This window comes from Gemmatimonadaceae bacterium, assembly GCA_020851035.1.
Taxonomy (GTDB): domain Bacteria; phylum Gemmatimonadota; class Gemmatimonadetes; order Gemmatimonadales; family Gemmatimonadaceae; genus JACMLX01.
In genome coordinates, this window is the sequence record JADZDM010000025.1 from 317,054 (window position 1) to 336,094 (window position 19,041).

Below are 19,041 nucleotides of genomic sequence, written 5' to 3' on the forward strand. Positions count from 1 at the left end.
TCTGCTCCGTGTGCGGGTGGGGCCAGCGGGGGTGGCGGGAAACGATATCAGTGGTGCCGGCCGCGCGCGCGGGGCACCTGGGCACCCTGGCGAGGGACGGTGGGGGACGGCCGTCGCGCGGCGTGTGGCGATGCGCCAACTTGACGCCGGTTGCCAGCCATCGCCGCCCTCACGCCGACCGCCCCGCCAATGCCCGTTCCCCCCCGCCGCGTCCGCCGCTTCCGCCTCTTCCGCCTCGTCTGCCTCGCCGCAGCGCTCAGCCCCGCCCACCTGCACGCACAGCAGCCCGCGGTGCTGCCCTCGCAGGAGGACCTGCGGATCCACGCCATCGTGGCCGCCACGTCGGCCGCCCGCATCGAACGCGACGTCCGCACCCTCGTCGGCTTCGGCACGCGCAACACCCTCTCCGACACCGTCTCGGCCACCCGCGGCATCGGCGCCGCTCGCCGCTGGATCTTCGCGCAGTTCCAGGAGATCTCGCGGCAGTGCGGCAACTGCCTCGAGGTCCGCTACATGTCGGACATCCAGAAGGGCACGCCGACGGGACGCATCCGCACCGACGTCAACATCGTGAACGTGGTCGCGATCCTGCGCGGGCGGACGGAACCGAATCGCTTCGTGCTGCTCAGCGGCGACATCGACAGCCGAGTCAGTGACGTGATGAACGCCACCTCGGATTCTCCGGGCGCCAACGACAACGCCAGCGGCATGGCCGCCGTGCTGGAGGCGGCGCGTGTGCTCTCCGCGCACCGGCCGAATGCCTCGGTGGTCTTCGCCGGGCTCTCGGCCGAGGAACAGGGGCTGTTCGGCGGCGAGATCGTGGCACGCATCGCGAAGCAGGAAGGGTGGCGCATCGATGCGGTCATCAACAACGACATGGTCGGCAACATCAGCGGGATCGACGGCGTGACGGAGAACACGAAGGCACGCGTCTTCGCGCCCGGGATGCCGGCCAGCACCACGCCGGCGGAACTGCGCCGCATCCTCACCAATGGCGGCGAGCTCGACACCCCGTCGCGCCAGCTGGCGCGCTACATCGACGCCGTCGCCGACCGCTACTTCCCGAACCTCGATGTCGAGATCATCTACCGCCTGGACCGCTACGGCCGCGGCGGGCACCACACGCCGTTCTTCAACGAAGGCGCGCCCGCCGTGCGCCTGATGGAGTCACACGAGGACTACACGCGCCAGCACCAGGACCTGCGCACCGAGAACGGCATCCGGTACGGTGACGTGATCGAGGGGGTGAACTTCGGCTACGCCGCGAAGATCACGGCGCTGGACGCCGCCACGCTGATCTCGCTCGCGTGGGCGCCGGCGGTGCCCGACTCCGTCCGCATCACCGGCGCCGTGCAGCCGTCCGCCACGCTCGCGTGGGTGGCCTCGCCGTCACCCGAGGTGCTCGGCTACCGGATCTACTGGCGGAAGCCGAGTGAGGTGAACTGGACGCGCTCCCGCTTCGTGGGGAACGTCACGAGGCACACACTCGAGAACGTGATCATCGACAACTACTTCTTCGGGGTGGCCGCCGTCGGCCGCAACGGTCAGGAGAGCCTGGTCGCGTTCCCACGCTAGTGGCGTGTAATCGAAGTTCGGATAGCACGAAGCCGGATGGGGCGCCTGGATGGCCAGGCGAACACCGCAGCAATACCCGCGGTATTGCGAGGATTCTCAACGCCGCCAGCCGGGATGCCCCGACCGGCGACTGCTTCCGGAACTTCGATTACACGCCACTAGAACGCGACGCTCAGCCCACCCGTCTGCTCGACCAGCACGTTCTGCCCGCCGGTCCGTCGCTGGTCGAAGCGGAACCGCGCCTCGCCGCGCAGCGAGACGCGGTCGCCGAGCACCAGGCGCAGGCCGGCCGGGAATGCGGTGGTCGTGCGCACGTAGTCGGCGGCCCCCTCCTCGCGACGAAACGCGACGCCGGTGGCGATACCCACGTAGGGACGCACGACCTGCATCGGCCACTCGGCCCGCAGCCCGACCGTGGCGGTGCCGAGCTGCAGTGACCGCGCGGCCGCCGACACCAGCCCGCCGGCCTGCGCCTCGGTGTTGCCGATCGCGTACGACACGCCCAGCTCCGAGCGCAGCCAGCGTCGCACGCGCCAGTCGGTGCGCAGCGCGGCCATCGGCAGCTGCAGGTCGTCGTCGTCACTGCGCAGCGCACCCACGGACATCGAGATCTCGCGGTCCGGCCGACGGTCGTACCGTTCGAGGCTGATGCGGAGGCTGCGCGCCGGTCGTTCCTCGCGGCGGTCATCGCGGCGCTGGGCGCCGGCCAGCGTGGGCAGGATCGACAGCGCGGCCATCGTGGCGAGCGCGAGCGTCGGACGAGGCAACTTCATGGAGACTCCTGGTCTGGAAGGTCATGCGCGGACCTTCTTCTGACCCCGCACCCACGACGAAGGTTTACGGCACCACGGTTCCGGCCGGCGCGCGGCGCGGTGGCACGCCATGACCGCACGACGCCCGCACCGACAGCGCATCACCGACGGGACGTTCCCCCGCCGCGTCCGACGGTCGGCTCACCACGCGCGCGCGCGGCGATGCCGGGTCGTCGCGCACCACCAGCACCGAGGAACCACCGCCGTCGAGGTTGATCGCATCCACGGCACCGAGCGAGCGCAGCACGTCGGCGGTCTCGCGTGTGGTGGTGCCGATGCTGTAGCCGGGCTGCCGCCCATCGATCACCACCAGGAAGAGCCGACCCTTGTCGCGCGTGTAGCCGGCCGCCGTGCGCGGATTGCGCCCGCGGAAGCCCTCGGCGCCGTCGGTGTCGAGGGTGGGCGACCACAGGCTGTCGCGCAGCAGCAGCGGGAAGCCGCCGACCGCCTGCCAGGGACGCACGGGTGACCAGGTGGTCTGCAGAGTGACCGTGTCGCCATCGGCAAGGCCCGTCGTCCCGCGCCCGGTCAGCATGAGCGTGTCCCCCAGCGCGATGCCGGGATGTGCCGCGGGGAGTGGCCACACGAGGTAACGCGCGTTGGTGCCGCGACCGGTGCCGAGCGGCACCAACACGCGCGCCGTCGGACGGATGACGCTGTCCAGCGCCTGTGCCCACGCTGCATCCACGATGCCCACGGCCTGCGCCCGCGGCCGGTTCCACGTCGTTGCCACGACCGAGTCGCGAGTGCTCCGCACGGTGGTCGCGACCGCCATCGGCCCGATGAACGGCAGGTTGCGCGCGTCGAACGCGAGCACCGGGCGTTCTATCGGACCGGTGATGATGCGCCAGTCCTCGACCAGTGCGCCGACCGGTACGCCGGGTGGTGCGAAGAGGAAGAAGTCGGCGTTGACGGCGGCGGCGACAGACCGGTCGTGCATCAGCGCAGACTCGAGCATGGCGCTGGTCGTCCTGCGACCGATGGCCGTGCTGCCGCCCTTGAGCGCCTGCAGCGTGACGCAGCCGGTCAGGTCCACATCCAGCACGTCGATGCGCAGCGGACCGGCGTTGCGCACCAGGTGGTGCAGCACCAGCCCCTCCTGCAGCCGCATGGACGAGACCGAGTCGGCGACGCCGCGGGGGAGCGTCGCGATCGGCGCGGTGGCCGGGGCCACCACCACCGGCCGCGCGCCGACGCACCCCGTGAGTGCGCCCGCCAGCAGCAGCGCCGCGACGCGGAATGACACGTCAGTCCGTGCGGTCCACATCCACCTGGCCGGTGATCTTCTTCGACATCAGCGACCAGCTCATGCCCACCGCGAGCATCAGCGCGGTGCAGATCTCGACCACGTAGGTCACGCTGCGTGCGGAATTGGCGCTGACGATGCCGAAATCCATCAGCATCCAGACCAGGCCCCCGGAGATGGCCAGGACGAGCAGCGCGCCGCCGATGCCGAGCGAGCGCCGCGTGGCGCTCAGGAACACCACCCAGGCGGCGGCCAGCGCGAGGCCGGCGAGGAACTTCACCGACAGCGGGCCCGACGAACTGCGCCCGTCGATGAGTGGCGCGAGCGCCCAGTGGTAGAACGACTTCCCTTCGGGATTGTACGTCAGGAAGACGAGGGCAAGCGCGGCGACGATGCGTCCGCCGATGCCGCCCAGGCTGAATCCGGATCCGTTGGCCATGACTGTGCTGAATGGGGTGGGGCAGGTCAGGCCGTTCCGGGTTTGGCACGTGTTGCCACCAGCCGGCCTGATCCGCGGCGGCCGGAATATCGCCAGCCGACGCCCCACACGCCACGGCGCGCGGGCCGCGGCACGCCTAGGCGTCGGCGGGGCGCTGGTACAGGTCCGTCGGATCGGCGGCCGCCAGCTCCACCAGGTAGGCGGCGAACTCCCGCGTCAGGCGCTCGAGGTACGCCGCGCCCTTCGACGCGGTGCTGTGCTGCGGATCGCCGACGCCGGTGTCGGCTGTGGCCTGGCGCCAGTCTCGCTGCGCCCATGCCCACTTCTCACGGATCGCGCGCAGCCGGGACGGATACGTGCGACCGTCTCCCCACTCCGCACGCGGCAGCACGAGGTCCGGGTGGAGGTGGAGCATCATGCTCGTTTCCCGCTCGTCGGCGTGGTCACCGACGATGTCGAACGTGCCGGCACCACCGTCGATGTGCCACCAGGACACGGTGCTCAGGAACACGGTGGGATGTGCCAGCTGCAGCTCGCGCAGCATCTGCCGGAACTCGTTGCCGCCATGGCCGTTCAGCAGCACGAACTTCGGCACCCCCGCCCGCGCGAGCGAGGCGATGATGTCGCCGAGGATGATGTGCTGCGTGCTCGGGTTGAGGTTGATGCAGAAGGGGATGTCGTGCTGGCCCGTCTGCACGCCGAACGGGATCGACGGCAACACGCCCACCTTCGCACCACTGTCCCACGCCAGCCGGCCAGCCTCGGCGACGATGTGCTCGTTCTGGTAGTTGTCGGTGCCGTAAGGCAGGTGGAAGTTGTGCGCCTCGGTGGCGCCCCACGGCAGCACCGCCACCTCGTACCGGCACGCCGCCACCTGCTTCCAGTTCGTCTCGGCGATCATCCAGGGGCGCGGCGTCACGGCACCGCACCCCGCATCCGACGATGGTGCGAGTTGGTCACTTGCTCCACGGCGGGGTGACGTTGTTCGCCCGCGCGTAGGCAATGAGCTGCCCGAGGTGCTCGTGCAGGTGCGTGGTGGCCATGATCCACACCTGCTGGCCGGTGTACTCGGCGCCGAACATCTCCTTCTTCTCCGTCAGCGAGGCGGCGGTCTGGGCCTTCATCGCATCCTTCAGGAAGGTGAACGACGCGGTGAGCTGCGCCACGGCGGAATCGGGCGACAGGGCGCGCTTCTCGAACGCCGTGACGGCGTCGAAATTGCCGGCCACGATGCCCGTGGACGCCGGTGCGGCGGTGCCGACGGAGGCCGGCATGAAGTAGTTGTCGCTCGCGACGTGCATCACGACGTCGTTCACCGAGCGCACGCCGGCGGCCGGCCGGTAGCCGTACGAGGCCGCCGGGATGGCCTTCGCCAGCGACACCATCTTCTTCTCGACCTCACCCACGTCGGTGAGCAGGTCGGCCATCACGGTCGCGCTGGCGGCCGGAGCTGCGGCGGTGGCGGTGGGTGTGGCGCTGGCCGCCGCTGCGGGGTCGCCCGGCTTCGCACAGGCGCCGAGCGCCGCGATGGCGGTGAGGATCGTGAGGCGGGAGAGACGGCGCATGGGTGGACGCTCGCTGCGGAAGGGTGGGGACGGTCGGGATCGGGGCCGCGCGGGCACAGTACGCCGCGGCGCGACCACCGGCAATACGGGAGCGACGGCGTCGGGTTCCAGTACCCGCGCCGCAGGGCCCGTACGGCGCTCCGGTCACCCTCGAGCGGGCGGCACTGACGCCGGCTCAGCGCCGCGGGCGGGGCGCCGGTCGCGGCGCCGGTGCAGGGGGGGCCGACTTGCCCTTGCCGAGCCCGATCGCGAGGCCGGCGCGCACCACCACGTTCTGTCCCGTGCCGGAGGTGCCGCCGAACGTGCCGACGTCGGTGCCGTTCACGGTGAGCTTCGCATCACCGAACCGGATCACGCCGAGGGTCACGCCCAGGTCGAGGTTCACGCGCGGCGAGAGGCGGGTGAGGATGCCGCCGCCGATGTTGCCCTGGAATCCGCTGGCCGTGATCTCGGTGCCGGTGGCGGACGCTGTCTGTGCGGCCACCGAGAGGGATGGCGCCTGGGCCGTGCGGCGCCCGCCGGCAAAAGCGACATCGATGTCTGCTGACTGCTGCAGCCAGGCGATGCGGCCGGAGAGGTAGGGCGCGTACTTCCCGCTGCCGGTGTCGAAGACGCGGCGGGGCTCGAAGAACACGCCCTGCAGCGCAATGCTCTGCCCGTCGAGTGTCTTGAGCCCGTGGGACGAGTACTGGATGCCGGCGCCGTACGACCACAGGCTGGGGGTGAGGCGCGCCTGCAGCTCGCCGCCGTAGCCCGTGGCGAGCCCCTCGTATGCGGAGCCGAATGCCCCGACGGCGATGCCCGAGGCCTGAATCGACCAGCGCTGCGCGGACTGGGCGGCTGCCGGCTGCGCGGCAAGGACGGCGACGGCGAGCAGCGCCGTCGGGAGCGAGCGATGGAACATGGGGTGCGACCTCGAAGCGGGAGGGAACGACCGGGTGTGATGCGCGGCGCAGGGCCTCGCACTTCCCCACGCGCAGGATGGGCGCGCTTCGGCTCATGCGTCGGTCCACCGACGCGGGGCGACGCACACCTCCGGCGGTGATGAGCCGATTCCGCAGGGTCCTGCGCGTGTGGTGTGAGCAGGACACTCCACCTGCTCGCTCCTCCCGCAATCACGCGCCCCTCCGAGGACCATCGCGATGGAAAAACTGCACCTGAAGCACCTGAAGGGCTCCAAGGCCGGTGAGACCGAGACGTTTGCCCTGAGCGCGTACTCCGAGCTGCTCATCGGCCGTGACCCTGCTGCGGCCGTCCGCTTCGATCCCGCGCAGGACGATCTCGTCGGACGCCAGCATGCGCGGATCGCGCGTGACGGGGCGGATGCCACGACCTTCACCCTGTCGGATCTCGACAGCCGCAACGGCACCTTCCTCAACAAGCAGCGCGTGAGCGGCAGCGTCGCCATCCAGCCCGGCGACGTCGTGCAGCTCGGTGCCGGTGGCCCGGAATTCGAGTTCGATGTCGAGCCGCGTCCGGCGCCCACGCTCAAGGCCACCCGCCTCGGCATGGCGGCCAGTCCGTCGGCCGATGCCACGCGCATCGCCGCCGTGCCCGCGATGTCGGTGACCACTGCGCCACTGTCCGCACCGGCGCCCGGCGGCATCGGCAAGGCGACGGTGGAGCGCATGATCACCGACACGCATCAGAAGTCGCGCACGATGAACTACATGCTGGCTGGCGCGCTTGGCCTCGCGGTCTGCGCCGGTGTCGTGTGGGCCGTGAGCCGGCCGAAGCCGGTGGACCAGGCTGCCGTCGTCACCGATGCCGTGAAGGCCGCGCAGCTGGCTGCCGCGCGCGACGACAGCGTGCGCCGCGCCGCTGACGGACGCAACGCGCCTGTCTCTGCCGTCGACATCGGGGCCCGGTTCGGGGCCGCCGTCGTGCAGGTCTACTTCAGCTGGAAGCTCGAGTACGACGGGCAGCCCGTGTTCCACCGCTACATGCAGAACGCCTACAAGACGAAGACCGGCGAAATGGCGCAGATCGTGCCCGGCGGGCCGCAGTTCGTGCCGGCCTACGTGGTGGTGGGTGAGCGCCAGATCGAGCCGGCGCTGACACTGTCGCAGGGGCAGGGACGGCCGATCGGCGTGGCCGGCAGCGGCACGGGCTTCGTCGTCACCACCGATGGCTTCCTGATCACCAACCGGCACGTCGGGGCCAACTGGATGGCACCGTACCACTTCCAGCAGGGTGATGTCGGGGTCGTGCTGAACAACGGCGAGATGATGATGCGCGATGACGGCTCACCTGTCGTCACCGACCCACCGGGTAACTGGATCCCGTCGGAGTCGCGGCAGGCCGGCCCGAAGGGGATCGTCGGTGGGTTCTCGGGACGCCATGAGTACCTGAAGGTCGGCTTCCAGGGCAACGTGAACTACATCGACGCCCAGTCAGTGGCCACCTCCCCGCGCGCCGACGTCGCGATGCTCTCGGTGAAGGTGCCGCGGCCGCTGACGGCGCTGTCGCTCAACGACAACTACGCGTCGGTCCGGCAGGGTGAGGAGGTGACGGTGATGGGTTATCCCGGCGTGTCCGACGTGACCTACGCCGTGGTGAAGTCGAAGGACACGTTCAACCAGGAGTCGCAGTCCAAGGTCGTGCCCGAGGTCACCCTCACCACCGGCACCATCGCCAAGGTGACCAAGTCGAGCGACAACGGCGGCGGCAACACCGACTTCTACACCCCGTCAGGCGACCGCTTCCAGCTCAACATCAACACGACCGGCTCCGGCAACAGCGGCGGCCCGATGTTCGACGCGCAGGGCCGCGTGATCGGCATCTTCTTCGCCGGCCGCCAGGCCGACGTCTCGGTGTCGTTCGCGGTGCCGATCAAGTACGCGCTTGAGCTCATGAACGTCGGGCCCAGCGCGCGCTGACGGACGCCATCCCATGGCCACCGGTTCCCCCGCCCGGGCCACCATCGGCCCGTACCGCATCACCGGCTTCCTCGGCGCCGGTGGCATGGGCATGGTCTGGCGTGCGCAGCACCGGGTGCTCGGTCGCGACGTGGCGATCAAGCGCCTCTCCGATGCCGCCTGCGACGGCGTGCCGCTGGAGCGCTTCCGCAACGAGGCCCGGCTCCACGCCACGCTGAACCACCCGCAGATCGCACAGCTCTACGACTTCATCGAGGACGACGGCTCGCCGTGCATCGTGATGGAGTTCGTCGACGGGCCCACGCTCGAGGACGAACTCCGACGCGGCCCCCTGCCGCTCGATGCCGCGATCACGCTGCTCGCCCGCATCACCGACGCCGTCGGCTACCTGCACCGTCGCGGCGTGCTCCACCGTGACATCAAGCCATCGAACGTGAAGCTCCGCCCCGACCGAACGCCGGTCCTGCTCGACTTCGGCATCGCGCGCGCCGACGGCGATCCGCGGCTGACGCGCACCGGCATGATCATCGGCTCGCCGCATGCCATCGCGCCGGAACAGTTCGAGGGACTGCCGGTCGACGCCCGCGCCGATCTCTGGGCGCTCGGCGTGCTGTTCCACGAGATGGTCACGGGCGAGCCACCGTTCACCGGTGCCACCGTCGCCGCCCTCGCCAGTGCCATCATGCATGGGCCGCGGGTGGTGCCAAGCCAGCGCGTCCCATCACTGCCCGTCGCGGTGGATGCGCTGGTGGCGCGGTGCCTGGAGCGGGACCGCACGCGCCGCTTCCAGTCGGCGGAGGACCTCCGCGCCGCCCTGCGCACACTGCACGGCCAGCCCCGCGCGGCGGGGCCGCTGTCGCGGCGGTTGCCGGGAACGATCACCAGCCGACCCGTCGCGCTCCTGCTCACGATCGCCGTGCCGGTGGTCACCGGCGTCGCCGTGCTGGCGGCGCGCCCGGGTGGCGACGGCGGACCGTCCGCCCCGCTGCCACCGGACAGCGCCCGGCACGGGTCGCTGGTGCTCGCGTCCGACTCGATGCGACGCCCGCCCGGCGCACTGCTCACGCGCATCAGCGTCGTGGAAGGGCGCGCGGAGGTCTTCATCGATGACCGGCGCGTCGGCAGCACCCCGTACGAACACTATGCCCCCGTCGGCACCAGCGTCACGCTCACCCTGCGGCGCGGCGGCTTCCACGACGAGGTGGTCACCTTCATCGTCAGCGACAACCAACGGGAGTACACCCTCGTGCTGCAGCGTGACCCGACCGCGCCCGTTGCGCCCGCCTTCCTCGGCCTCCTCGGCTGGTGGCGCCGCCGCCGGCCGCCACTCGCCGCGCCGCGCAGCGCCGCCGCCACCATCGCCGTCCCGGTCACCGGCGAGCGGACACTCGCACCACCGGCACTCCACTTCACGGCAGCATCCCGGTCCGACGTGGGATGTGTGCGCACGGGGAACGAGGATGCGGTGCGCATCGTCTCGCTCGCCGACGGCGCGCTGGTTGCCGCGCTCTGCGACGGCATGGGCGGGCACGCGGCCGGCGAGGTGGCGGCCGACCTCGCCGTGCGCGCCATCGAGCGCGCCGCCGGCACGCTCGACACCGGCGCCGCCCTCGTCGCCGCCATCGACGTCGCCAATGCGCAGATCCGGCAGGCGATCCGGCGTGACAGTGCCCTGGCCGGCATGGGCACCACCTGCGTCGTGCTGCGGCTGCACGGGCAGGCCGCGCTCTGCGCCCACGTGGGCGACAGCCGCGCGTACCTGCTGCGCGATGGCGGCATCTATCGGCTGACGGAGGATCACTCGCACGTGCGTGCCCTGGTGCGCGACGGCACCATCGCGGACCAGGAGGCGCGCCACCACCCGGACAAGAACGTGATCCTGCGCGCGCTCGGCCCGGCGGAACACGTCAGCGCCACCACCTGGGCCGCACCGCTGGCGCTCCGCGACGGGGACCGGTTCCTGCTCTCCTCCGACGGGCTGCATGACCTCGCGGACGACGACGAGTTCCTGCCCGCACTGTCGCTCGCGTCGCCCGACGCGGCGTGCGAGGCGCTGGTCGCCTTCGCGCGCGGCCGGGGCGCCCCCGACAACGTGTCGGTCTGCATCGTCGACGTGCACGTCGGCGGCACGCCGGCCGGTGCCAGCGCGCCCACCGGGGTCACGGCATGATCGGCACCGAGTTCGGCAACTACCGCGTCACGTCGCGGCTGGGTGAAGGGGGCATGGGCACCGTCTACCGCGCCGTGGACACCATGCTCGATCGCGACGTGGCGCTGAAGGTGCTGCGGCCGGAGCTGGCGCGGCAGGCTGCGCTGGTGGACCGGTTCCGTGCCGAGGCGGTGGCGCTCGCGCGACTCCGCCACGAGAACATCGCGGCACTGTACGGTCTGGACCGGCAGGGCGACGAGCTGGTGATGGTGATGGAATACGTGAGCGGTGAGACGCTCGAGGCCCGCCTGCATCGCGCCGGCGCCATGGCCTGGGATGAGGCCCGCCCGGTGCTGCGCGGCGTGCTGGCGGCGCTGGGGCACGCACACGCCCGCGGGGTGGTGCACCGCGACATCAAGCCCGCCAACGTCATGATCGATGCCGACGGCACCGTGAAGGTCATGGACTTCGGCATCGCGCGCCTGATCGGCGAGAACCGCCAGACGCGTGCGGGCGTGGCCGTCGGCACGCCGTCGTACATGGCCCCGGAGCAGTTGCGCGGCGAGGACGTGGACGGCCGCACCGATCTCTACGCGGCCGGTGCGCTGCTGTTCGAGCTGCTCACCGGTCGCGTCGCGTTCCAGGCCGACAGCGACTACGCCCTCATGATGCAGCAGCTGCACGAGCCTCCGCCGGCACCGAGCAGCGTGCAGCGCTCCGTGCCGCGCAGCGTTGACGCCGTGGTGGCGCGGGCGATGGCCAAGCGGCCGGCACAGCGCTACGAGTCGGCCAGCGGCTTCATGGCGGCACTCGACGCCGCGGAGCAGGGGGCAGCCGCGTTCACCGTGGAGCCGGTGCGTGCCGTGGCCGCCACCGTGGCGGCGCGCGCACCGCGCGACTGGCGCATCTATGCGATCGGCGCCTGCCTGCTGATCGTCGCGGGATTCGGTGCCGCTGCTATGCGCCCGAAGCCCGCCCCCGCGATGCGTGACATCGTGCTCGTGGATACGGCGAGCGCGCTCCCGGTGACGCCCGGCGCCGTGATTGCTGCCGCACCCATCGCCTCGGCCACACCGGTCGCGATGGCGGCTGGACTGCCGCCATCGACGGTTGGCAGCAGTGTCGGAGTGGGCACCGGCACCGGTCCGGCGCCGGTGGAAACCGACGCGCCGGTGCGACCCGCGGCGACACCCCCACCGACCCGCACCGCGAAACCCGTCCGCAGCGCGACGACTCCACCCGCTGCCACGCCGCCAGCCGCACCGCGAACCACGCGTGCGACACCGCCGGCCGATGCGCCGCCCCCCGCCGCACGCCCACGCGTGGCCGCGGACGACGGCGCGGATGCCGGCGCCCGCCGCGCCCGCGACGCGGCGCACCGCTGTGTCGCGGCCATCGAGGGAAACGACGCCGGTGATGCGGCACGCCTCCTGCGCGGCGCGAGCGACGGCCTGCGCACCGCGATCCGGGATGGCCGCATCACCGCCGCATCGGCAGGCGCGGCCGACGTGGACCAGTCCCCCGATCGCGTGACGGCACGCGTGTCGGTCCGCCTCTCGTGGCGCACCGCGTTCGGCGGGAACAAGTCGGGCACCGCCATGCTCGTCGCCAGCGCCAGCCGCGATGGCGAGGGCTGGCACACATCGGGATGCAGCGTGGAGCGCGACGGCGGGGTGCGCTGACCGCCAGTGCCGAGGCGTGGATCAATGGTGCGCGCAGTGGACCGCGCGCACCACGCGGGAGGGTCAGCCTGGTGCCGTGGTGTCCGGCTCATCCTGCAGCGCGCGCCGCAGGAAGGCTCGCGCCACGGCCCAGTCGCGCTTCACGGTCACGATCGACACGTCGAGCGACTCGGCCGTCTCCTCGATGCTCAGCCCGGCGAAGTAGCGCAACTCCACGACGCGGGCCTGCCGCGGCTCCAGCGCAGCAAGCCGGTCCAACGCATCGTTGAGCGCGAGGATGTCCACGTCACCCGGCGTGGCCTCTGCCACCGCATGCGAGAGCGTGACCTGCTGGCCGCCGTCACGCTTCAGCTGGCGTCGCGCACGGGCATGGTCCACCAGCAGCCGGCGCATCACCTGGGCCGCGATGCCGAAGAAGTGATGCCGGTTCTGCCAGCTCGCGCGCTGGCCGCCGACGAGCCGGTCGTACGCCTCGTGCACCAGCTCCGTCGGTTGCCACGTGTGGCCGTCCACCTCGCGACGCATGGCGGCCACGGCGATCACATGGAGCTCCTCGTACACGAGCGAGGCGAGTCGCTCGGTGGCGTCACTCGTGCCCGAACCCAGCTCGGCGAGCAACCGGGTCACCTCGCTCGCCCCACCCGCCTCCGCATTGCCGTCGACCACGTGCGAGGCCCCCCGTCAGGTTCCGAGATTCGCGGACGGGCTGCCGTGTCGCAGCGCCACCGGTCGTGGCTCAGTCTGCCATGCTGCAGCGTCCTCCGCAATATCCGGCCGCCAAGGCGCGCACGCCGTGACACAGGCCTGCGCACCTGACGGTCACCCGCCGCGAATCAGAAGGTCGAGCCGAGGAAGATCGCGTTGGCGAAGATGGGGAGCTGACCGCGGAACATGTCCCGGTAGACGGGATCGTGCGCGAAAGCGATCACGCGCCCACGCCCCACACGCTCGGTCCACAGGTACGGCGTGAGCCCGATCCGGTCCGCCGACTCGGGCCAGAAGTAGCCGGAGAGCCGCACCCGCGCCGCCGGCGCGAACCGGATCACGGCCTCACCCGCCGCCAGGTCCTTCGGCACGGTGAAGACGCGGTCACCGTTGGCGAACACCGGGATCTCGCGCGTCTTCACGCCTGCGAGCAATGGCGAGAGGGTGTCGATGGTGGCCCGCGCGAGCACGCCCGGCAGGCCACCGGGCAGCGGGGCGCCGCCAGCGGAATCGGCGCGTGCGGAGTCGCGCCGCACGCGCAGGCGCAGCAGGAAGTTGGGCTGCGCCGCCCACACGGTGGCCGCCTCGGTCGTGATCAGCACACCACCGCTGCGCACCCACTCGGCCAGGCGCGCCTTGCCGCCGTCTCCCAGCACGCGGTCCAGCGCGCCGCCCTGGACGGATGGCACGATCAGCACCGAGTAGCGGCTCAGGTCACCACCGGCCAGGTACGACGCGTCGATGAACGTGGACGGATAGCCCAGGCGCTGGTCGAGCGCGTACCAGATGAAGCCGAATGGCGTGCCACTCACCGGTGCGCCGCCCAGCACGGCCACGCGTGGCGCACGCACCGGCACGACGGAGTTGCTGCCCAGGTCCGTGCCGTCACTCACACCGGCCGAGCCGATGGCGTGCACCTGCGCACCCGCGGCCAGCGCCAGCGCCGACACACGGGCGTGCACGGTGGCGTCGTTCTGCGCCACCCGCACCACGAATGCACCGTGCGGGAACTTCGCGCCACCGGACGTGAACGGCATCGGTGCGTGCCACACGCGGATCGACTCGCGCAGCAGCGACGCGAGCAGGCGGATCGACGACTCGCTGCCGGGCTCGAAGGCGTACGCATACTGTGCTGCCGGCAGGGCCACCGCTGCAGCGCGCGGCAGGTCCGTGACGGGCGTGAGACCGGCGGGGATGGTGCGGACCGTGTACGCCTGCACGCGCCACGCCATCGGCAGCGACCAGGCGGTGACGTCGTAGAAGCGGTTGCGGCTGCCGGTGCGGCGCAGCTCGAGCTCGAACTTCAGGAACGCGGAGTCCAGTGCGGCATCGGGCTCGAGCAGCGCCTTCGCCAGGTGGCCCTGCGGCTGCGCGTAGTCCACCACGTAGGCGCCGGCCCGCACGCGCGTGGTGACGGCGGCGGTGGTGCTGCCGTACGGCGTCGCACCGGCCAGGTCAGCATCGGCACCCAGCCGCCCCACGTCGATGCCGTTCGCGCGCAGCGACATCGCCAGCGAGTCGGCGCGGCCCTGGTCGTCGCGCACGAACACCACCCCGCGGCCCGCCTCGCGGGCGTGGCTCGTGATGGCCTCCTGGCGCGACTGCGCGTAGTCGCGCAGCAGTTCCGTGCGCCGGCGCGCGGACGTCCGCACGGTGGTCCACTCGGCCGTGTAGTGCTCCCACGCTGCCTGCCGCAACGTGCGCAGCGTGCCGTCGTTGCGCATCACGGCGCCACCCGCGCTCGAGGCACTTTCGAAGAGCATGCCGATGCTCCCCGTCAGCATCGGCCACCCTTCGCCGTAGCCGGGGTAGAACGAGTCGTAGCCCTCACGGCGGAAGTACGACCAGCCGTGCGTGTCGAACGCCGCCCCGTGGGCTGCCGCGAAGATGTCGAACCACTTCGGCAGGTGCTTCGGGTTGTTCGCGTTGTCCGGCTCGCGCGGCGGTGCGAAGTAGAACGTGGCGCTCGAGCCCTGCTCGTGCAGGTCGATGGCCACCTGCGGCATCCACTGCAGGAAGGTCCGCACCCGGCCCTTCGACTCGGGGTGGGACTGCGTGAACCAGTCGCGGTTCAGGTCGAAGTAGTAGTGCGAGGTGCGCGGGCCCGGCCAGGTGCCGGCGTTGTTCAGCGCCTGCGGATCGCTGGCGATGCCGGCACTGCTCGTCATCCGCTCCAGGTCGTGCGTGAAGCGCTCGCGCCCGTCGGGGTTCTCGTTGGGATCGATCAGCACCACGGTGCTGTCCAGCGCCATCAGCGTCTCGGCATCAGAGCCGGCGGCCAGCTGGTACAGCAGTGCCAGCCCGGCCTCGGCCCCCGACGCCTCGCCGCCGTGCACCGAATGCGCCAGCCAGACGATCGCGGGCGTGCGCTTGATCGCGGCCTCGACGTCGCCGGGAGCGGCACCGCGCGGATCGGCGATCCGCCGCGCATCCCGCTGGATCTCGGCCAGCCGCCCCATGTTCGCCTCGCTCGTCACCGTGATGACGAGCATCTCCCGGCCCTCGAACGTGCGCGAGACGGTGTCCACCTTCACCCGCCGCGACGTGGCGGCGATCCGCTCGATGTAGCGCAGCATCGCGCGCTGCGGCGTGAAGCGGTCACCGTTGTCGTAGCCGAGGATCGCGCGCGGCGTGGGCACGCGCGGATCGTAGGTGCGTGCGGGTGTGCCGCCGGCCTCGGTGAAGCCGTGTTGTGCCGTCAGGGGCATCGGTGACACGACCAGTGCCGCCAGCGCGAGCATGGGGCCAAGGGTCAGCCGGACGGCCCGGTGACGGGGCCGCGGGAGTATCGAAGCGCTTCGGGGCATCGGGAGGGTGGGGCAGGGTGACGGATTCGGGCGACGACGTCCAGCTGCCAACTTACGCGCCGCCGGCCGGACGGGTTGGAGGCCGCACGGGCACGGTCCCTGCCCCCATTAACATGCGGATCCGGCGCCCGTCTGTCCCGAGGGAGTCCGTCCCGTGGCGCCACGACTCGTGGCGCCTCACCCTCCTCCTCCGTCACCCAGGATCATCGCGTACATGAAGCCCAGCCTCGCCATCACGGCCGTCACCATCGCACTGCTCACCGCCTGCGGGAAGAAGGCCCAGGATGCCGCACCCGCCGCCGCCGCCGCCGATGCCGCGCCGCCAGCCGCGTCGGCCGCCAGCGCCGCACCGGCCAGCCCGGCAGACTCCACCGACGAGCAGCGGGAGACGGCGAAGAAGCAGGCGTTGCTGGACTACGCCGCCATGGAAGACCGCTACATGAACGATGCCGGTGCGCAGTGGGCCGCTGCCGCCACCGCCAGCTCCACGTTCGGTGATGACGACGGCAAGGAGCCGGCATCGAGCAACCTGCCCGCCAACGCGGCCGGTCCGGTGGACGAGAAGTCCTGGACCAACAACCACCAGGACCTTGGCATGGACTGGCTGGAAGCCACGTTCGCGCGGCCGGTGAACGCCACCGCCGTGCGGGTGGTGTTCGAGAATGGCGAGGGTGTCGAGGCGGTGAGCAAGGTGGAGCTGCAGGCCATCGATGGGGCCTGGCACGCCGTGTGGTCCGGCGTGAGCGAGGACAAGGCCGACCGGCGCGGCCAGCGCACCTGGTTCGTCCGGACGTTCGAGAAGACGCCCTACCAGGTGAAGGCGGTGAAGCTCACGATCGCCAACAACGTGCAGCGGGGCTACAAGGTCGTGGACGCGGTGCAGCTCGTCGGGCACTGATCGGACGGCGGGCAGGCACGATGCACTGGTGGCGGCGCGGAACACTCGTTCCGCGCCGCCTTTCTCCAGATGGCCGCTCCACGCTGGCGGGTGCAGTCCCGTGTGCAGAGGAATGATGACGCTCGCCGGATTCCGGCTGGCTATGTTGTGCCGGCGTAGCGCACTGTCGTCGCATGAACTCCTTCCGCGACGTGCTCCTGGAGGCGCACCGATGGGCGTGGCACTTCCGAAGGTCCCTCGCACGGCCGACGATCTCGACGACATGCCCGACGATGGGCAGCGGTACGAGATCATCGAGGGCGTGCTGTACGTGAGCCCGCCGCCGTCGCGCCGCCATCAGCGCGCGTCGCGACTGCTCACACGCGCCCTGGATCTGTATTCGGAGGCGCTCGGGCTGGAGCTCATGTACGCGCCGGCCGACGTGCGTGCCGCGTTCGACACGCAGGTCGAGCCGGACCTGTTCGTGCTCCCCCATCGGTTCGAGGGTCGCGATGCCGAGCGATGGGAGCCGATGGCGAAGGTGCTGTTGTGCGTGGAGGTGCTGTCGCCCTCGACGGCCTTGCTCGACCGGGTGAGGAAGCGGCAGCTCTATCAGGCGCAGGAGGTTCCGGAGTACTGGATCGTGGACACGGAGTCACGCGTGATCGAGGTCTGGACGCCGGGGGCGGTTCAGGCCCGGGTCGAGCGGGAGTGCGTCACCTGGCATGCCGTTCCGGCGCGTGATCCTCTCGTCATCGACCTCGTCGCCCTCTTCCGGAAGGTGCACGACGAGGACTGACCTGGTGTCCTGTGGTTCGGCCGCTCAGGCTGCGGGGGCGGTGCCGGGTTTCGGGTGGAGTTGCGTGCTGAGGGCCATCATGGCGAGCAGCACGCCGGTGGCGGCGAGGTAGGCCACGCTCAGTCCGGCCAATCCGCCGCCGGCGTGGTCGGCCAGTGCGCTGAGGGTGGCGACGACCAGCAGGTTCCCGATGGCGATCATGATGTTCACGAGCGCCTGCGCGGCGCTGCGCTGTTCGGCCCCGACCTCGTCCAGCACGACGGTGCGGAGTGTGCCGCCCACGACGATGCCCACGCCGGTGCCGATGAAGATGCTGGCGAGCATGAAGAGCCAGAAGTGTGCGGCGCCGAGTCCGATCAGGCCCGAGCCGAGTGCGAGCGCGCCGAATCCTGAGAGCATGACCGTGCGTGCGCCGAGCCGGTTGAGCACCCGTCCGAATCCTGCCGAGGCCACCGCCGAGCAGAGGACGAGGGGGAGGAGCATGAGGCCGGCCTTCTTCGGTTCCGTGTCGAAGGCGGCGACGGCGACGGAGGTGATGAAGATCACGCTGCCCATGCCGAACCCGGCGCCGATGCAGAGGATCCAGGTGGTGCGGAGCTGGGACTTCATGAAAAGTGCCATCGGCACGATCGGTTGTTCGGCGCGCTTCTCGAGGTAGACCAGGAGGGGAATGCCGAGTGCCGCGATGGCGAGCAGGGCTGGCCAGAGGGTGAGGCCCGTGGCCTGGTCGGCTGCGCGGTTGATGCCCAGGACCAGGCTCGTGAGCAGCACGGCCAGCGTGGTCATGCCGGCGTAGTCGAAGGCCGGCAGTGGGCGTGCGTCGGTGCGGGAGGGGAGGGCGCGGGCGCTCATCGCGAAGACGATGGCGGCGATGGGCAGGTTGATCAGGAAGATCCACTGCCAGGTGGCGGCGACGAGGAGCACCGAGGCCAGCACCGGGCCGATGAGGAACGCCATGCCGAAGGTGGCGCCGATGAGGCCGAGGATCCTGCCACGCTGGGCGGGGGGGAACATGTCGCCCACGACGGCGCTGGCGGTCGGGGTGATGCCGCCGGCGCCCAGGCCCTGGATGGCGCGTCCGAGGAGGACGGTGCCGAACGCGGTGGAGCGTGCGATGAGCAGGGAGCCGGCGGCGAAGAGGGCGATGTCGAGCAGGTAAATCGCGCGCCGTCCGAACCTGTCGCTGAGGTTCGCCATGAGGGCCGTGGCCGTCAGGGAGCAGAGGCTGAAGACGATGGTGACGAGGCCGATCTGCCGGTTGTCCACGCCGAACGCGGCGCGGAGGGCGGGGATGGCGGGGGCGATGATGGCGGCGTCCATGGCGGCCATGAAGACGCCCGTGAAGAGCACCGTGAGGATGCGCTTTCGGGCGGCGGCGTCGGCGGCGGACGGCGCGGGAACGTCCGCGTCGGCGGTGAGCTGGTCGGCGGCGGGCATGGTCGTAACGTAACGGGATCGGCGGCCTCCGCAGGGCGGTCCTGAGCGGTGCACGATTTCAGTGACGCG

At 71.2% G+C, this 19,041-nt stretch carries 15 protein-coding genes; 6 read left to right on the forward strand and 9 right to left on the reverse strand.

Annotation, left to right across the window (positions count from 1 at the left end; genetic code table 11):
- Window positions 1-189 precede the first annotated feature (189 nt).
- Window positions 190-1,575 (forward strand): M20/M25/M40 family metallo-hydrolase, encoded by a 1,386-nt coding sequence (locus IT355_18690; protein ID MCC7055307.1) that lies wholly within the window; start codon window positions 190-192, stop codon window positions 1,573-1,575.
- Window positions 1,576-1,733: 158 nt separating this feature from the next.
- Here the strand turns inward: IT355_18690 and IT355_18695 are convergent, their stop codons facing one another.
- The 6 genes from IT355_18695 to IT355_18720 form a co-directional block, all read right to left on the reverse strand.
- Window positions 1,734-2,348: a hypothetical protein gene (locus tag IT355_18695; protein MCC7055308.1), complete on the reverse strand. Its 615-nt coding sequence runs from the start codon at window positions 2,346-2,348 to the stop codon at window positions 1,734-1,736.
- A 64-nt stretch (window positions 2,349-2,412) separates the two neighbouring features.
- On the reverse strand, window positions 2,413-3,633 hold the full coding sequence (locus IT355_18700; protein MCC7055309.1) for a phosphodiester glycosidase family protein: 1,221 nt from the start codon (window positions 3,631-3,633) through the stop codon (window positions 2,413-2,415).
- Between the two features lies 1 nt (window position 3,634).
- Window positions 3,635-4,072 (reverse strand): hypothetical protein, encoded by a 438-nt coding sequence (locus tag IT355_18705; protein ID MCC7055310.1) that lies wholly within the window; start codon window positions 4,070-4,072, stop codon window positions 3,635-3,637.
- A gap of 136 nt (window positions 4,073-4,208) precedes the next feature.
- Window positions 4,209-4,991, reverse strand: coding sequence for a creatininase family protein (locus IT355_18710; protein ID MCC7055311.1), 783 nt, complete (start codon window positions 4,989-4,991; stop codon window positions 4,209-4,211).
- Window positions 4,992-5,028: 37 nt separating this feature from the next.
- Window positions 5,029-5,637 (reverse strand): DinB family protein, encoded by a 609-nt coding sequence (locus tag IT355_18715; protein MCC7055312.1) that lies wholly within the window; start codon window positions 5,635-5,637, stop codon window positions 5,029-5,031.
- Between the two features lie 175 nt (window positions 5,638-5,812).
- Window positions 5,813-6,541 carry a hypothetical protein gene (locus IT355_18720; protein MCC7055313.1) on the reverse strand — a complete coding sequence of 243 codons (729 nt, stop codon included), beginning with the start codon at window positions 6,539-6,541 and terminating at the stop codon, window positions 5,813-5,815.
- A 238-nt stretch (window positions 6,542-6,779) separates the two neighbouring features.
- Here IT355_18720 and IT355_18725 point away from each other — a divergent pair, with 238 nt between their 5' ends.
- The 3 genes from IT355_18725 to IT355_18735 are packed head-to-tail and all read left to right on the forward strand — an operon-like array spanning window position 6,780 to window position 12,347.
- Complete coding sequence (locus IT355_18725; protein ID MCC7055314.1) at window positions 6,780-8,516, forward strand: trypsin-like peptidase domain-containing protein; 1,737 nt, start codon at window positions 6,780-6,782, stop codon at window positions 8,514-8,516.
- A 13-nt stretch (window positions 8,517-8,529) separates the two neighbouring features.
- On the forward strand, window positions 8,530-10,686 hold the full coding sequence (locus tag IT355_18730; GenBank protein ID MCC7055315.1) for a protein kinase: 2,157 nt from the start codon (window positions 8,530-8,532) through the stop codon (window positions 10,684-10,686).
- Window positions 10,683-12,347: a protein kinase gene (locus IT355_18735; protein ID MCC7055316.1), complete on the forward strand. Its 1,665-nt coding sequence runs from the start codon at window positions 10,683-10,685 to the stop codon at window positions 12,345-12,347. Before IT355_18730 ends, IT355_18735 begins: the two co-directional genes overlap by 4 nt.
- 63 nt (window positions 12,348-12,410) lie before the next feature.
- Here IT355_18735 and IT355_18740 read toward each other — a convergent pair whose 3' ends face one another.
- Window positions 12,411-13,013, reverse strand: a complete 603-nt coding sequence (locus IT355_18740; protein ID MCC7055317.1) for a sigma-70 family RNA polymerase sigma factor — start codon at window positions 13,011-13,013, stop codon at window positions 12,411-12,413.
- 167 nt (window positions 13,014-13,180) lie between these two features.
- A complete protein-coding gene (locus IT355_18745) occupies window positions 13,181-15,793 on the reverse strand; it encodes a hypothetical protein (protein MCC7055318.1) in 2,613 nt (870 codons plus the stop codon).
- A 280-nt stretch (window positions 15,794-16,073) separates the two neighbouring features.
- On the opposite strand from IT355_18745, the gene IT355_18750 reads away from it, so the two are divergent.
- On the forward strand, window positions 16,074-16,757 hold the full coding sequence (locus IT355_18750) for a hypothetical protein (GenBank protein ID MCC7055319.1): 684 nt from the start codon (window positions 16,074-16,076) through the stop codon (window positions 16,755-16,757).
- 217 nt (window positions 16,758-16,974) lie between these two features.
- A complete protein-coding gene (locus IT355_18755) occupies window positions 16,975-17,535 on the forward strand; it encodes a Uma2 family endonuclease (protein ID MCC7055320.1) in 561 nt (186 codons plus the stop codon).
- A 24-nt stretch (window positions 17,536-17,559) separates the two neighbouring features.
- Here the strand turns inward: IT355_18755 and IT355_18760 are convergent, their stop codons facing one another.
- The gene (locus IT355_18760; protein MCC7055321.1) at window positions 17,560-18,972 is read right to left on the reverse strand and encodes an MFS transporter; all 1,413 of its coding nucleotides are present in this window, start codon (window positions 18,970-18,972) and stop codon (window positions 17,560-17,562) included.
- Window positions 18,973-19,041 lie beyond the last annotated feature (69 nt).